Origin of the sequence: Variovorax sp. J22G73 (assembly GCF_030317035.1) — a bacterium.
In the GTDB taxonomy this organism is placed as follows: Bacteria; Pseudomonadota; Gammaproteobacteria; order Burkholderiales; family Burkholderiaceae_C; genus Variovorax.
The window spans coordinates 715,564-730,982 of record NZ_JASZYK010000002.1 but is presented as its reverse complement, the minus strand read 5'-3'; the positions used below and the strand labels follow the sequence as shown (position 1 = coordinate 730,982).

Below are 15,419 nucleotides of genomic sequence, written 5' to 3'. Positions count from 1 at the left end.
AGGCGATGCAGTGAGAATTTGTAAATCGAATGCATCGCCCGAGTATCGCAAGCTTCAGCGCCGCATCAAGCGGGCTGGGCCTGCGCCATGCCCTGGTGTCGCAGCAGCGCATCAAGCTGCGGCTCGCGGCCGCGGAAGGCCTTGAACGAGTCCATCGCGCTGCGGCTGCCGCCGGCTTCGAGGATGGCCTGGCGGTACTTGCGGCCGGTCTCGATGTTCGGCTCGCCGTCGGCGCCCACGGTTTCCTCGAAGGCCGCGTAGGCGTCGGCGCTCAGCACCTCGGCCCACTTGTAGCTGTAGTAGCCTGCCGCGTAGCCGCCCGAGAAGATGTGGCTGAAGGTGTTCGGCGTGCGGCTGAACGGGGGCGAAGGCATCACCGCCACTTCGGCGCGCACCTTGCCCAGCAGCGCCATCACGTCGCCCGGCTTCGCGTCGGCCGCGTGGTACTCGGTGTGCAGCAGCATGTCGAACAGCGAGAACTCGATCTGGCGCAGCGTTTGCAGCCCGCTCTGGAAGTTCTTGGCGGCCGTCATCTTGTCGAACAGCGCGCGCGGCAGCGGCTCGCCGGTGTCGACATGGGCGGTCATGTGCTTGAGCACGTCCCACTCCCAGCAGAAGTTTTCCATGAACTGGCTCGGCAGCTCGACCGCGTCCCACTCGACACCGCTGATGCCCGAGACGTCGCGCTCGTTCACCTGCGTGAGCATGTGGTGCAGGCCGTGGCCGAACTCGTGGAAGAGGGTGGTCACGTCGTCGTGCGTGAGCAGCGGCGGCTTGCCGTCGACGCCGCTGGCAAAGTTGCACACCAGTTGCGCGATGGGCGTCTGCAGCACGCCGTTGTCGGGGCGCAGCCAGCGGGCGCGCACGTCGTCCATCCAGGCGCCGCCGCGCTTGGCGGCGCGGGCGGAGGGGTCGAGGTAGAACTGGCCGACCTTCTGGACACCTTGAGGTGTCTGGCGCTCGATGCGATAGAACTCGACGCTCGGGTGCCAGGTGGGCGCGCTGTCGCGGCGGATCGCCACTTCGAACAGCGTCTCGACGATCTTGAACAGGCCGGCCATGACCTTGGGCGCGGGGAAGTACTGCTTTACCTCCTGCTCGCTGAAGGCGTAGCGCGCTTCCTTGAGCTTTTCGCCGATGTAGCTCCAGTCCCAGGGCTGCGGGTCGGTGATGCTCAGCTGCTCGGAAGCGAAGACGCGCAGGTCGGCCAGGTCGCGCTCGCCGTAGGGCCTGGCCTTGGTGGCCAGGTCGCGCAGGAACTTGACGACCTGTTCGGGCGATTCCGCCATTTTCGGCACGACCGACAGCTCGCCGAAATTGTTGTAGCCCAGCAGCTTGGCTTCTTCTTCGCGCAGCGCGAGGATCTCGGTGATCAGCGCGGTGTTGTCGAAGGCCGTGTCGCCGAATTCGCTGGCGCGCGTGACGTAGGCGCGGTAGAGCTTTTCGCGCAGCGCGCTGCTCTTGGCGAACTGCATCACGGGCAGGTAGCAGGGCATCTTCAGCGTGAGCTTGTAGCCGTCCTTGCCCTCGGTTTCCGCGGCCGAGCGCGCCGCGCTCACCACGTCCTCGGGCACGCCGTCGAGCTCGCCGAAGGCGGCGTAGTAGGCGAATGCGTCGGTCGCGTCGAGTGCGTTTTCGCTGAACTTCTGGCTCAGCTCGGCCTGGCGCTCCTGGATGTCGGCGAAGCGCTTCTTGGCGTCGCCTTGCAGTTCGGCCCCGCCCAGCACGAAGTTGCGCACCGCATTGCGATGCGCCTGGCGCTGCTCGGCATTGAGCGTGGCCACGTCGATGGCCTTGTACTTGGCGTAGAGGCGCTCGTCGGAGCCCAGGCGGGTCCAGAAGGCGGTGACACGCGGCATCGCTTCGTTGTAGGCGGCGCGCAGCTCGGGCGTATCCGCCACGGCGTTCAGGTGGCCGACGGCGCCCCAGGCGCGGCTGAAGCGTTCGGAGGCCACGTCGAGCACCTTCGAGATGGCATTCCAGTCCGCCGGGAATTCAGGGGCCGTCACGGTCTGCAGCGCGGTTTCCGCATCGGCCAGCAGCGCGTCGACGGCGGGCGCGACGTGCTCGGGCTTGATGCGGTCGAACAGCGGGAGGTCGGTGAAGTCGAGGAGGGGGTTGTTCGTCATGGCCATGAAAGTTACTTGGCGGCGCGTTCGGCCGCTTCAAGGGTGTTGGCGAGCAGCATGGCGCGCGTCATGGGGCCGACGCCGCCGGGCACCGGCGTGATCCAGCCGGCCACTTCCTTCACGCCGTCGAAATCGACGTCGCCGGCCAGCTTGCCGTCGTCCTTGCGGTTCATGCCCACGTCGATCACGACCGCGCCCGGCTTCACCATGTCGGCGGTGAGCAGGTTGCGCTTGCCGACGGCGGCGACGATCACGTCGGCCTGGCGCGTGATGGCGCCCAGGTCTTGCGTGGCGCTGTGGCAGATGGTGACGGTGGCGCTCTTGGCCAGCAGCATCATGGCCATCGGCTTGCCGACGATGTTGCTGCGGCCGATGACCACCGCGTGCTTGCCGCGCAGGTCGTAGCCGATCGACTCGAGCATCTTCATGCAGCCGTGCGGCGTGCAGGGCCAGAAGCCGGGGGCGCCGGTCATCAGCGCGCCGGCGCTGGCCACATGGAAGCCGTCGACGTCTTTTGCGGGCGAGATGGTCTCGATGACCTTCTGGCTGTCCATGTGCTTGGGCAGCGGCAGCTGCACCAGGATGCCGTGCACCTTCGGGTCCTCGTTGAGCGCGCGGATGCGGGCCAGCAGGTCGGCCTCGCTCATGTCGGCGGGGTAGGTTTCCAGCGTGGCCTGCAGGCCGGTCTGGGCGCTGTCGTTGACCTTGTGCTTCGTGTAGACCTGGCTGGCCGGGTCTTCGCCCACGAGGATGATGGAAAGGGCCGGGTTCACGCCCTTGGCCTTGAGCGCGGCGGTGCGGCCGGCGACTTCGGCGCGAATGGTTTTGGCGAGGGCATTGCCGTCGATCAGTTGGGCGGTCATCGGTTTCGATTTTCCAAGTAAAAACGCCCGCTTGCGCAGGCGTGGTGGACATCCATTGCTATCGCGTGGATAGCTTCTAGGCCTTGGCTGCGGGTGCCGCCTGCCCCAGTGCGATCTTCAGCAGATCGGCCACGGTGTTGGCGTTGAGCTTTTCCATGATGTTGGCGCGGTGCGCCTCGACTGTTTTGATGCTGATGCCGAGGTCGTCGGCAATCTGCTTGTTCAGCCGGCCGGCGACGATGCGTTCGAGCACTTGCGCCTCGCGGCCCGTGAGCTTGGACAGCAGCGCGTCGCGGCTGGCCGACTGCTGGTGCTGCGTGAAGGCGCCGCGCGCGTGTTCGAGCATGCGCTCGACCAGCGTGACGAGTTCTTCGTCGTTGAAGGGCTTCTGGATGAAATCCATCGCGCCCTTCTTCATGCTGTCGACTGCCATGGGCACATCGCCGTGGCCGGTGATGACCACGATGGGCAGCGGGGAGCGCCGCTCGATCAGACGATCCTGCAATTCGAGGCCGGTCATGCCGGCCATGCGGATGTCGACGATGAGACACGCGACTTCGCGCGGGTCGTATCGGGAGAGAAAGGATTCGGCGGAATCGAAACAGCGGACTCTGTAGTCCTTGCCTTCGAGCAGCCATTGCAGCGAATCGCGTACGGCTTCGTCGTCATCGACGACATAGACCGTGCCCTTCTTCGGAATCAAACTCATGCAGGTACCTTTGTCTCGTCGCTAGCTACGGAACTGATAGCGTCCAACACCGGAATCCAGAAGGAAAAACGGCATCCGATCACATCCGGACCATTGTAGATGTTCTCCGCCTGCATCCGGCCGCGGTGCGACTCGACGATGGTGCGGCACAGGTTCAGCCCGATGCCCATGCCCTCGGGCTTGGTGGAGAAGAAGGCTTCGTAGAGCCGGTCCATCACTTCGGGGGCCAGGCCCTTGCCGGTGTCCTGCACCGAGAACTCGATGGCGTTGTGCCCTTCGATGACCTTGGGCAGCACCCGCAGCTCGACGCTGCGGCGCGCCAGCGGCCGGTCGGCAATGTCGATGGACTCGGCCGCGTTCTTCAGCAAATTGACCATCACCTGCTCGATCAGGATCGGGTCGACGCGCACCACCGGCAGCCGCGCGGCCACGTAGTGGTTCAGCCGCACGTTGCGCCGGCGCAGCTCGATGCCGGCCAGCTCGACCGCCTCGCTCACCATGGTGGACACGTCGGCCGGGGTGCGGTTGGGCTCGCTGCGCTTCACGAAGGAGCGGATGCGCTGGATGATCTGCCCCGCGCGCTGCGCCTGCTTCGAGGTTTTCTCCAGCGCGGCCAGCAACGCCTCGGTGTCGATCGTCTGGCCCTTGATGCGCGACATCATCCCGTTGCAGTAGTTGGTGATGGCGGTCAGCGGCTGGTTGAGCTCGTGCGCCACGCTGGAGGCCATTTCGCCCATGGTGATGAGGCGGCTGGCCGACTGCGCCTTGTCGGCTTGGGCGGCCGCCTGCTCCTCGGCGTCGCGGCGCGGCGTGATGTCGGTGGCGATCACCAGCTGCGCCAGTCGGCCGTCGACCCACGTCAGGTAGCGGGAGCGCACTTCGAGCCACTTGCCCAGGTGCGGCACGAAGATCTCGTTGTTGGCGGCCTGCGCGGCGGTGAGCGTGTCGATGGGCAGGCCCGCGTACGGGTCGACGTCGTCCAGCCCTTCGTCGTGCGCGTTCGATGCCGGCACGCCGGCCTGCGCCACCATGCCCAGGTGGCCCACCGTGTCCGAGCCAAACCACAGGCGGTACAGCTTGTTGGCGAACAGCAGCTCCTCGCTGCCGATGGGCGCCACCGACACGGCGGCGTCCAGCGCCTCCAGCACGGTGGTGAAGCGCTCGTACGACGCGGAGAGCTGCTCGCGAATGCGCGTGGGTTCGGTGATGTCGGTCATCGACGTCATCCAGCCGGTCTGGTGGCCGCGCGCGTCGATCAGCGGCGACACGTACAGCCGCGCGTTGAACACGCTGCCGTTCTTGCGCTTCACGCGCACCTGGAAACCGCCGGGCAGGGCGCGGCCGTGCAGCTCTTCTTCGAGCCGCTCGTTCATCACTTCGCGGTCGGACTCGAGCCAGTAGGGAAAGGGCGGCGACTGGCCGACCAGTTCTTCCTCGCTCCAGCCCGTCATCGCGCAGAACGCGGCGTTCACATAGGTGATGCGGCCTTGCAGGTCGAGCACGCGCATGCCGGTGAGCATGGAGTTTTCCATCGCGCGACGGAAGTTGGTCTCGGCCACCAGCCGCTGCTGGGCCTGCAGGCGGCGGCGCGTGTGGCGCCAGGTGCCGATCAGCATCCAGCTGGTGAGCACGCTTAGCGCGCACACCAGCCAGAACAGGCCGTTGCCGACCACGCCCTGCGAGGTGCGGTAGGCCTGGGCGCGCAGCACCAGCGCATTGCCGACGGGAGACACCGGCACTTCGTATTCGTTGGTGCGCTCGGTCCAGGGCAGCAGGCGGGTGCCGCTGTCCTTCAGGTTGGTGGTGTTGCCGGCGATGACGTGGCCCTTGGCGTCGAGCAGCGATACCGCGTAGCGCGCCTGCACCTCCGAGGGCATGCCGTAGCGCAGCAGTCCATCGACTGAGAACTCGCCCAGCACCACGCCCGCGAACAGGCCCTGGTCGAAGAGCGGAATGTGCAGCTGCAGCATGGCCGCCGGGTCGCCGCCGGCCACGGGCTGCGAATACACCGGCTGGCGCAGTTCACGCGCCAGCGCGTAGTTGCTTTCGATGTCTCCTGGGCGCAGCACGTCGCCGATGAGATGCTGCTGCGCCGGGTGCACGCTGGGCGCCGCGTAGCCGGCCTTGAAGCGCCGGCGGTCGTCGATCCAGGTGATGGTCTGGAGCTCCGGGAACTGGCTGACCAGCGACTCGGCGCGGCTGGTGAACTCGACCGGGTCGATCTCGCGGTTGGAGGCGTCGCGCGCAATGCGCATCAGCTGCTCCTGGCGTTCCAGCAGCCGCAGACGCATGCGCTGCTGCGCGTACTCGACGTCGCGGCGCACCGATTCCTGCTCGCGCTCGACTTCTTCGGTGCGCAGGTACCAGAAGGCGGAGACGATGGCGGCGAGAAAAAGAAGCACGGCCGCCATCGGCGCGAGCATGGCGACGGCGTCCTGCAGCACCGGCGTTTGCCGGCGCCACCATTTGCGCCACCAGGACAGGGGTGACGCGTTCACGGCACTGCGGGCAACCGCCAGCGGGGAGGAGAAAGGCATGGCCCGAGTTTAGGTGAACGTCCCCTGCAAACGACGGGAAAGCAGCAGCGGCAGCGCCCTTGGCAGGGTTGCCCCTGAGACGCCGAAAGTCATCAAAATATCACATTAAGAAACGAGCGCGCACTATTTGAAATCTCGATGTTTCTATGAGAAACTCCGCCGCGCTGAGCGCTTAGCGCACTAAATTACCGCCACAGCCCTAAAAGGAGAGACAAGCATGTCGGCAAATCCCGAGAACCTGTTCGGCTCGGCCGCGAATGACGCGGACGCCCAGGAGACCCGTGAATGGATGGATGCACTGTCCTCCGTCATCCAGAGCGAGGGCCCCGAGCGGGCTCACTTCCTTCTCGAGCAGCTGCTCGAGCATGCCCGGCAGAACAGCGTCGACATGCCGTTCTCGGCCAACACGGGCTATGTCAACACCATCGAACCCGGTGTTGAAGCCCGCAGCCCCGGCAACCTCGAGATCGAACAGCGCCTGCGCGCCTACATGCGCTGGAACGCCATGGCCATGGTGGTCAAGGCCAACCGCCACCACCCCGCCGAAGGCGGCGACCTGGGCGGCCACATCGGCTCCTTCGCCTCGCTGGCCAGCATGTTCGGCGCCGGCTTCAACCACTTCTGGCGCGCCGAAAGCGAGAACCACGGCGGCGACCTGCTGTACATCCAGGGCCACGTGTCGCCCGGCATCTATGCCCGCGCCTATCTCGAAGGCCGTCTTTCCGAAGAGCAACTGCTGAACTTCCGCCAGGAAGTCGACGGCAAGGGCCTGTCGAGCTACCCGCATCCCAAGCTGATGCCCGAGTTCTGGCAGTTCCCGACGGTGTCGATGGGTCTGGGCCCGCTGATGGCCATCTACCAGGCCCGCTTTCTCAAGTACCTGCATGCCCGCGGCATCGCCAACACCGAGAACCGCAAGGTCTGGGTGTTCTGCGGCGACGGCGAGATGGACGAGGTCGAATCGCTGGGCGCCATCGGCCTGGCGGCGCGCGAGAACCTCGACAACCTGATCTTCGTCATCAACTGCAACCTGCAGCGCCTGGACGGCCCGGTGCGCGGCAACGGCAAGATCATCCAGGAGCTCGAAGGCGAGTTCCGCGGCGCCAACTGGAACGTCATCAAGCTCATCTGGGGCAAGGGCTGGGACGCCCTGCTCGAGAAGGACCATGACGGCGCGCTGCGCAAGATCATGATGGAGTGCAACGACGGCGACTACCAGTCGTTCAAGGCCAACGACGGCGCCTACGTGCGCAAGAACTTCTTCGGCCGCGACCCGCGCACGCTGAAGATGGTCGAGCACCTGAGCGACGACGAGGTCTGGGCGCTGCAGCGCGGCGGCCACGACTCGCAGAAGGTGTACGCCGCCTTCCACGCCGCGCAGAACCACCAGGGCCAGCCCACGGTGCTGCTCGTGAAGACCGTCAAGGGCTTCGGCATGGGCAAGATCGGCGAGGGCAAGAACAACGTCCACCAGACGAAGAAGCTCAGCGACGAGGACATCATGACCTTCCGCGACCGCTTCAACATCCCGATTCCGGACAGCCAGATCGCCGAGCTGCCGTTCTACAAGCCGGCCGACGACACCCCGGAAATGAAGTACCTGCACGAGCGCCGCAAGGCCCTCGGCGGCTACCTGCCGCACCGCCGCACCAAGGCCGAGGAGAGCTTCACGGTTCCTTCGCTGGAAACCTTCAAGTCGGTGATGGAGCCCACGGCCGAAGGCCGCGAAATCTCGACCACGCAAGCCTACGTGCGCTTCCTCACGCAGCTGCTGCGCGACAAGGCCCTGGGCCCGCGCGTGGTGCCCATCCTGGTGGACGAGGCCCGCACCTTCGGCATGGAAGGCCTGTTCCGCCAGATCGGCATCTACAACCCGCACGGTCAGCAGTACACCCCGGTCGATAAAGACCAGGTCATGTACTACAAGGAAGACAAGGCCGGCCAGATCCTGCAAGAGGGCATCAACGAGGCCGGCGGCATGTCCAGCTGGATCGCGGCGGCCACCTCGTACAGCACGAACAACCGCATCATGGTGCCGTTCTACGTGTACTACTCGATGTTCGGCTTCCAGCGCATCGGCGACCTGGCCTGGGCGGCCGGCGACATGCAGGCCCGCGGCTTCCTGCTGGGCGGCACCTCGGGGCGCACCACGCTCAACGGCGAAGGCCTGCAGCACGAAGACGGCCACAGCCACATCCTGGCCAACACCATCCCGAACTGCGTGAGCTACGACCCGACCTTCGCGCACGAAGTGGGCGTCATCCTGCACCACGGCCTGAAGCGCATGGTCGAGAAGCAGGACAACGTGTACTACTACCTCACGCTGCTCAACGAGAACTACGCGATGCCCGGCCTGCAGCCCGGCACCGAAGAGCAGATCATCAAGGGCATGTACCTGGCCAAGCAGGGCCCGGTGGTCAAGGCGGCCAAGGGCGCCAAGGAAGCACCGACCGTGCAGCTGCTGGGCAGCGGCACCATCCTTCGCGAGAGCTTCGCCGCGCAGGAACTGCTGGAAAAGGACTGGGGCGTGTCGGCTTCCGTGTGGAGCTGCCCGAGCTTCAACGAGCTCACCCGCGACGGCCAGGACGCCGACCGCTGGAACCTGCTGCACCCCGACCAGACGCCGCGCGTGCCCTTCGTGGCCGAGCAGCTCGCACCCTCGAGCGGCCCGGTGGTGGCATCGACCGACTACATGAAGGCCTATGCCGAGCAGATCCGCCCCTTCATTCCCAAGGGCCGCACCTACAAGGTGCTGGGCACCGACGGCTTCGGGCGCAGCGATTTCCGCAACAAGCTGCGCGAGCACTTCGAAATCAACCGCCACTACATCGTGGTGGCCGCGCTGAAGGCGCTGAGCGAAGACGGCACCGTGCCGGTGGCCAAGGTGGTGGAAGCGATCAAGAAGTACGGCATCAATGTCGACAAGGTCAACCCGCTCTACGCTTGAACATCAACAACCAACGAACGAACGGCGCCTTACGGCGGGAGACAACGATATGGCAGCAGTGGAAGTAAAGGTGCCGGACATCGGCGATTTCGATGAAGTCGCGGTGATCGAGGTGCTCGTGAAGGTGGGCGACACGGTCAAGGCCGAACAGTCGCTCATCACGGTCGAATCGGACAAGGCGTCGATGGAGATCCCGTCGTCGACCGCCGGTGTCGTGAAGGAAATCAAGGTCGAGGTCGGCGGCAAGGTGAAGGAGGGCTCGGTGGTCCTCCTGCTCGAGGCCGAGGAGGCCGGCGCGGCTGCCGCGCCGGCAGCTGCAGCTCCCGCAGCCGCGGCACCCGCCCCGGCGCCAAGTGCGCCCGCGGCGGCGCCTGCCCCTGCGGCTGCAGCACCCGCGGCGTCGGGCCCGGTCGAGGTCAAGGTGCCCGACATCGGCGACTTCAAGGACGTCGCGGTCGTCGAGCTGCTGGTGAAGGTGGGCGACACGGTCAAGGCCGAGCAGTCGCTCATCACGGTGGAGTCGGACAAGGCGTCGATGGAAATCCCGTCGTCGGCCGCCGGCGTGCTCAAGGAGCTCAAGGTCAAGGTCGGCGATACGGTCAACATCGGCGACCTGATCGCGGTGCTCGAAGGCTCGGCCGCCAGCGCGGCACCTGCGCCTGCTCCGGCGGCGCAGGCCGCTGCTGCACCGGCCACGGCAACCGCCAGCGCTCCGGCACCTGCTGCCGCGTCGCCGGCACCGGCATCAACACCGGCCGCGCCGCACAACCCCACGAGCGCCCCCAGCGGCAGCCTGCCGCACGCCTCGCCCTCGGTGCGCAAGTTCGCCCGCGAACTCGGCGTGCCGCTCGACGAGGTCAAGGGCTCGGGCCCCAAGGGCCGCATCACGCAGGACGACATCCAGAACTTCACCAAGGCCGTGATGAGCGGCCAGGCGAGCACCAAGGCCTCCGCGGCCAAGGCGCCGGCCGGTGGCGGCGACGGCGCGGCGCTGGGCCTCATTCCATGGCCCAAGGTCGACTTCGCCAAGTTCGGCACGGTCGAGCGCAAGGACCTGTCGCGCATCAAGAAGCTCAGTGGTGCCAACCTGCACCGCAACTGGGTGATGATTCCGCACGTCACCAACAACGACGAAGCCGACATCACCGAGCTCGAGGCCTTCCGCGTCTCCACCAACAAGGAGAACGAGAAGTCGGGCGTGAAGGTCACCATGCTGGCCTTCGTGATCAAGGCGGTGGTCTCGGCGCTGAAGAAATTCCCCGAGTTCAACACCAGCCTGGACGGCGACCAGCTCGTCTACAAGCAGTACTACAACATCGGCTTCGCGGCGGACACGCCCAATGGCCTGGTGGTGCCGGTGCTGAAGGATGCCGACAAGAAGGGCATCCTGCAGATCAGCCAGGAGATGGGCGAGCTCGCCAAGAAGGCGCGCGACGGCAAGCTCGGCTCGGGCGACATGCAGGGCGGCTGCTTCTCGATAAGCTCGCTCGGCGGCATCGGCGGCACGCACTTCACGCCCATCATCAACGCCCCCGAAGTGGCCATCCTCGGCCTCTCCAAGGGCCAGATGAAGCCGGTGTGGGACGGCAAGCAATTCGTGCCGCGCCTGACGCTGCCGATGTCGCTGTCGTACGACCACCGCGTGATCGACGGCGCCCTGGCTGCGCGCTTCAACGCCTACCTGGGCCAGGTGCTCGCGGACTACCGTCGAATCCTGCTATGACCACGGTAGTGGCCGTCCGCAAGGGCGGCCAGGTCACGATGGCGGCGGATTCTCTGGTGACCTTCGGCGACACGCGGCTTTCGCACCGCGCCGAGGCGAACCAGAAGATCTTCAGCGTCGAGGACGCGGCGGGCCAGAGCCTGTTCGCCGTGGCCGGCGCCGCCGCGCACTTCCTGGTGCTGCAGCATGCGCTGGCCGCGCAACCGCGCGAGCAGCTGCTGTTCGGCAGCAAGCACGAGATCTTTCGCACCTTCACGCTGCTGCACCCGGTGCTGAAAGAGTCGTTCTTCATGCAGACCAAGGAAGACGAGCACGAGCCCTACGAGTCCAGCCAGTTCACGATGCTGATGGCCAACCGCAGCGGCATCTACGGCATCTACAGCTACCGCGAGGTGTTCGAGTTCAAGGAGTTCTGGGCCATCGGCTCGGGACGCAGCTTTGCGCTCGGCGCCATGCACGCGGCCTATGACATCAAGTCGCGCACCGCGCGCGACGTGGCGGAAGCCGGCATTGCCGCCGCCTGCGAATTCGATCGCAATTCGGCCCCACCGGTCGACGTTCTCACACTCAAACTGAAAGTGTCCAAATGAGCGAACAACAAATCAAGGTGCCCGACATCGGCGACTTCGACGAAGTCGCGGTGATCGAGGTGCTGGTCAATGTCGGAGACACGGTCAAGGCCGAGCAGTCGCTGATCACGGTCGAATCGGACAAGGCCTCGATGGAAATCCCGTCGTCCGCCGCCGGCGTGGTGAAAGCCATTGCCGTGAAGGTGGGCGACAAGGTCAAGCAAGGCTCGGTCGTGCTGACGCTGGACGCCGACGGCGCCGCCGCGGCCGCACCTGCGCCTGCGCCTGCGCCCGCCGCATCGGCGCCTGCCCCTGCCGCAACCTCGCCTGCCCCTGCCGCAACCTCGCCCGCACCGAAGGCCGCCGCTCCTGTGCCCGCACCGGTCGCCGCACCCGCGGTCTCCAGCTACGGCGGCAAGGTCGACGTCGAATGCGACGTGGTCGTGCTCGGCGCGGGCCCCGGCGGCTACTCGGCCGCCTTCCGCGCGGCCGACCTGGGCCTGAAGGTCGTGCTGATCGAGCGCTACGCCACCCTGGGCGGCGTGTGCCTGAACGTCGGCTGCATCCCCTCGAAGGCGCTGCTGCACGTGGCGTCCGTCATGGACGAGGTGAAGCACTTCGCCGACCTGGGCGTGAGCTTTGCCGCTCCCACGGTCGACCGCGCCAAGCTGCTCGGCCACAAGAACAAGGTGGTGGGCAAGCTCACCGGCGGCCTCACCGCCATGGCCAAGATGCGCAAGGTGACGGTGCTGCGCGGCGTGGGCAACTTCATCGACCCGTACCACCTCGAAGTGGAAGAAACCTCCGGCACCAGCTGGGACACCACCGGCAGCAAGCAGACCGTGAAGTTCCGCAACGCGATCATCGCGGCGGGGTCCCAGTCGGTGAGCCTGCCGTTCATGCCGAAGGACCCGCGCGTGGTCGATTCCACCGGCGCGCTCGAGATGGGCACCGACCCGAAGCGCATGCTGGTCCTGGGCGGCGGCATCATCGGGCTGGAAATGGGCACCGTGTATTCCACGCTGGGCGCGCGCCTCGATGTGGTCGAGATGCTCGACGGCCTGATGCAGGGCGCCGACCGCGACCTGGTGAAGGTCTGGCAGAAGATGAACGCGCCGCGCTTCGACAACATCATGTTGAAGACCAAGACGGTGGGCGCCGAAGCCACGAAGGAAGGCATCAAGGTGACCTTCGAGGGCGAGAACGCGCCCAAGGAGCCGCAGGTGTACGACCTGGTGCTGCAGGCCGTGGGCCGCAGCCCCAACGGCAAGAAGATCGGCGCCGAGAAGGCCGGCGTTGCCGTGAGCGACCGCGGCTTCATTCCGGTGGACATCCAGATGCGCACCAACGTGTCGCACATCTTCGCCATCGGCGACATCGTGGGCCAGCCCATGCTGGCGCACAAGGCGGTGCACGAGGCGCACGTGGCCGCCGAAGTGATCGCCGGCGAGCAGAAGGGCGACAAGGAGCTTTCCAGCGCCGCCTTCAACGCCCGCGTGATCCCCAGCGTGGCCTACACCGACCCCGAGGTGGCATGGGTCGGCCTGACGGAAGACCAGGCGAAGGCCGAAGGCATCAAGGTCAAGAAGGGGCACTTCCCCTGGACGGCCTCGGGCCGCGCCATTGCCAACGGCCGGGACGAAGGCTTCACCAAGCTGCTGTTCGACGCGGAAACGCACCGCATCCTGGGCGGCGGCATCGTGGGCACGCACGCGGGCGACATGATCGGCGAGATTGCCCTGGCTATTGAGATGGGTGCGGACGAGATCGACATCGGCAAGACCATCCACCCGCACCCGACGCTCGGCGAGAGCATCGGCATGGCGGCGGAAGTGGCGCACGGCACCTGCACGGACCTGCCGCCGCAGAAGAAGGGCTGAACGGCCTGGGTGCCTGCTCGAAAGAACAAGGCGCCCACCAAGCCCACCGGGCGCCCATAAAAAAATCCCGCCGCGGCGGGATTTTTTTCGTCTGGAGCGCTGAAAGCTCAGTCGCCGGTGCGGGCCATGGCCGCCGCGGCCTTCACTTCGTCGGTCGGGCCGCCGAGCACGCGGCGGGCGCCGTCGAAGCGGCGCTGCCAGTAGCTGCCGTTCATGTCTTCCACACGAACCTGTGCGCCGGAGCGGGGGGAATGGATGAACTTGCCTTCGCCAACGTAGATGCCGACATGGCTGAAGGCGCGGCGCATGGTGTTGAAGAACACGAGGTCGCCGGGCTTGAGCTGGCTGGCGTCGATCTTCTCGGTGGCGGCTGCCTGCTCTTCGGCGCGGCGGGGGAGCATGTGGCCGACCGTCTGGTTGTACATGGCGCGGACGAAGCCGCTGCAGTCGAAGCCCGATTCGGCGGTGTTGCCGCCGCGGCGGTACGGGACGCCGAGGAAACCGATGGCGGTCACGACCAGGTCGGACGTGCGCTCGGTGACGGTCTGGCGGACCTGCTTGAGCTGCCCGATCAGGCCCTTGTCGGCCAGCATTCGTGCCAACTCGTCATCGGTTTTATCCTGTTGAGGGGCTGCATGGACAGCGACGGCAAATAGGAGGGACGCGGGTAGGACGAAAAAACGCATGGCGCGTAGGATATTGATGACGCGCGGTTATGTCAATTTAAAAAGAATTAGCGAAAACTAATGTAAGTCATTGATTTACATTGAGTTTTTCGAATCGGCCGAAGAAAAAATGTAACGGCGAACGTTTATTGACCATAAGTGGTTGACCTGCAGTGGGCCTTCGGAGCGCAGGTGGATTGATGGCCTGGATAGATCTGGCGGCTATCTTTCGCCAAGATCGCCTCAACTCTCAGCAAAAGCCATGAACTTTCAACACAAGCCGTTTTTCAGCGTTTTGGGCGCAGTTATGGCGCTCGCGGGAACCGGTTTCGCGGACTTCGCCATGGCGCAAGCAACGCCGGAAGTCGTCGCGTCGGGCCTGGAAAACCCCTGGGGCGTCACCTTCTTGCCGGGCGGCCGCTTCGTGGTCACGGAGAAGCCGGGGCGCCTTAGGCTCGTCGAGGCGAATGGCAAGGTCGGAGCGCCGATCACCGGGTTGCCGCGCATCGCGGCCAGCGGCCAGGGCGGCTTGCTCGACGTGCTGGCCGACTCGGGCTTCGATAAGAACCGCACGCTGTATTTCTGCTTCTCGGAGCCGGCCACCAGCGGCGGGGCCAACAGCACCGCGCTGGCGCGCGCCAACCTGTCGGCCGACGGCACCAGGCTCGAGGCGCTGAAAGTCATCTTCAGCCAGCAGCCGAAGGTCGCGAGCAGCGCGCACTTCGGTTGCCGCATCGTCGAGGCGCGTGACGGCACGCTGTTTCTCACGCTGGGCGATCGCTTCAGCCGCAAGGAAGACGCGCAGAAGCTCGACAACCACCTGGGCAAGGTCGTGCGCATCGCCAAGGACGGCTCGGTGCCCAAGGACAACCCCTTCGTCGGCAAGGCGGGCGCGCTGCCCGAAATCTGGAGCTACGGCCACCGCAACGGGCAGGGCGCCACGCTCGCGCCCGACGGCCGCTTCTGGATGACCGAGCACGGTCCGCAGGGCGGCGACGAAATCAACATTCCGCAGGCCGGCCGCAATTACGGCTGGCCCGTGATCACCTACGGCGAGAACTACGGCGGCGGCAAGATCGGCGACGGCATCACCGCCAAGGACGGCATGGAGCAGCCGCTGCACTACTGGGTGCCGTCGATCGCGCCGTCGGGCATGGCGTTCCTGACCAGCGACCGCTACGGCGCGGGCTGGAAGGGGAACCTGTTCGTGGGCTCGCTCAAGTTCGGCTACCTCGACCGCATTGAACTGAACAACGGCAAGGTGGCGGCCGAGCACAAGCTGCTGGAAGAAGGGCGCGCGCGCATCCGCGATGTGAAGCAGGGGCCGGACGGGCTGCTGTATGTGTTGACCGACGAAGGCGACGGCAAGCTGTTGCGCCTGAAGCCGAACTGAGCCG

General features: G+C 66.0%; 10 protein-coding genes. 5 read left to right on the top strand and 5 right to left on the bottom strand.

The window, feature by feature from the left end; genetic code table 11:
• Nucleotides 1–65: 65 nt before the first annotated feature.
• The 4 genes from QTI51_RS11435 to QTI51_RS11420 form a co-directional block, all read right to left on the bottom strand.
• A complete protein-coding gene (locus tag QTI51_RS11435) occupies nt 66–2,135 on the bottom strand; it encodes a M3 family metallopeptidase (protein WP_116907265.1) in 2,070 nt (689 codons plus the stop codon).
• Nucleotides 2,136–2,140: 5 nt separating this feature from the next.
• Complete coding sequence (gene folD / locus QTI51_RS11430; RefSeq protein WP_116907266.1) at nt 2,141–2,992, bottom strand: bifunctional methylenetetrahydrofolate dehydrogenase/methenyltetrahydrofolate cyclohydrolase FolD; 852 nt, start codon at nt 2,990–2,992, stop codon at nt 2,141–2,143.
• Between the two features lie 76 nt (nt 2,993–3,068).
• Complete coding sequence (locus QTI51_RS11425; RefSeq protein ID WP_012747279.1) at nt 3,069–3,701, bottom strand: response regulator transcription factor; 633 nt, start codon at nt 3,699–3,701, stop codon at nt 3,069–3,071.
• Nucleotides 3,698–6,238, bottom strand: coding sequence for a PAS domain-containing sensor histidine kinase (locus QTI51_RS11420; protein WP_116907267.1), 2,541 nt, complete (start codon nt 6,236–6,238; stop codon nt 3,698–3,700). Before QTI51_RS11420 ends, QTI51_RS11425 begins: the two co-directional genes overlap by 4 nt.
• Nucleotides 6,239–6,455: 217 nt before the next feature.
• Here QTI51_RS11420 and aceE point away from each other — a divergent pair, with 217 nt between their 5' ends.
• Genes aceE through lpdA form a run of 4 tightly spaced genes read left to right on the top strand, consistent with a single transcriptional unit; the run spans nt 6,456 to nt 13,357 of the window.
• Complete coding sequence (aceE, locus tag QTI51_RS11415) at nt 6,456–9,185, top strand: pyruvate dehydrogenase (acetyl-transferring), homodimeric type (RefSeq protein ID WP_116907268.1); 2,730 nt, start codon at nt 6,456–6,458, stop codon at nt 9,183–9,185.
• A gap of 49 nt (nt 9,186–9,234) precedes the next feature.
• Nucleotides 9,235–10,908: a dihydrolipoyllysine-residue acetyltransferase gene (gene aceF, locus QTI51_RS11410; protein WP_116907269.1), complete on the top strand. Its 1,674-nt coding sequence runs from the start codon at nt 9,235–9,237 to the stop codon at nt 10,906–10,908.
• Nucleotides 10,905–11,498: an MFS transporter gene (locus QTI51_RS11405; protein WP_116907270.1), complete on the top strand. Its 594-nt coding sequence runs from the start codon at nt 10,905–10,907 to the stop codon at nt 11,496–11,498. Before aceF ends, QTI51_RS11405 begins: the two co-directional genes overlap by 4 nt.
• Nucleotides 11,495–13,357, top strand: coding sequence for a dihydrolipoyl dehydrogenase (lpdA, locus tag QTI51_RS11400; protein ID WP_116907271.1), 1,863 nt, complete (start codon nt 11,495–11,497; stop codon nt 13,355–13,357). The genes QTI51_RS11405 and lpdA overlap by 4 nt, the downstream gene beginning before the upstream one ends.
• A 107-nt stretch (nt 13,358–13,464) precedes the next feature.
• Here the strand turns inward: lpdA and QTI51_RS11395 are convergent, their stop codons facing one another.
• Nucleotides 13,465–14,043 carry a C40 family peptidase gene (locus QTI51_RS11395; protein ID WP_116907272.1) on the bottom strand — a complete coding sequence of 193 codons (579 nt, stop codon included), beginning with the start codon at nt 14,041–14,043 and terminating at the stop codon, nt 13,465–13,467.
• A gap of 286 nt (nt 14,044–14,329) precedes the next feature.
• On the opposite strand from QTI51_RS11395, the gene QTI51_RS11390 reads away from it, so the two are divergent.
• Complete coding sequence (locus QTI51_RS11390) at nt 14,330–15,415, top strand: PQQ-dependent sugar dehydrogenase (RefSeq protein WP_116907273.1); 1,086 nt, start codon at nt 14,330–14,332, stop codon at nt 15,413–15,415.
• The last annotated feature ends 4 nt before the right edge of the window (nt 15,416–15,419 follow it).